Annotated in this window: 1 pseudogene; it reads right to left on the bottom strand. The window is 57.3% G+C overall.

The features are described 5' to 3' along the window. Positions 1-75 precede the first annotated feature (75 nt). Positions 76-334 (bottom strand): annotated as a pseudogene (locus AB4Z23_RS28885) (SDR family NAD(P)-dependent oxidoreductase); the annotation flags it as partial. Between the last annotated feature and the right edge of the window lie 55 nt (positions 335-389).

Genomic DNA, 389 nt, shown 5'->3' with positions numbered 1-389 from the left:
CTCCTCAAGTGGCTGCGTGGAGAAATCACTTGCGAAAAGGACACCGGCATTATTGACGAGAATATCAAGGCCGCCGAGCTCAGCGACAGTTTGTTCGACGGTAGCCATGGCGGCGGATGTGCTCGCGGCATCGGCATGGATGGCGATCGCATTTCGACCCATGGCGCGGATCTTGGCAACGAGCTTCCGCTTTCTCGACCGACTTCTCATAGGTGATCGCAACGTCGGCACCATCCTCGGCCAGTTTTAGCGCAATTGCCGCACCGATACCGCGTGCCGCACCGGTGACCAGCGCGCGCTTGCCGGAAAGAGGTAATGTGGAGATGTTGTTCATGGAGAGTACCTCTGAATGTCTCTGTTTTGCTCGGGAGTTTCACGCCGTTTCAGCG

It is taken from the genome of Agrobacterium sp. MCAB5 (assembly GCF_052114365.1).
GTDB classification, from domain to species: Bacteria; Pseudomonadota; Alphaproteobacteria; order Rhizobiales; family Rhizobiaceae; genus Agrobacterium; species Agrobacterium tumefaciens.
This window is presented reverse-complemented; position numbering and strand designations above follow the sequence as displayed.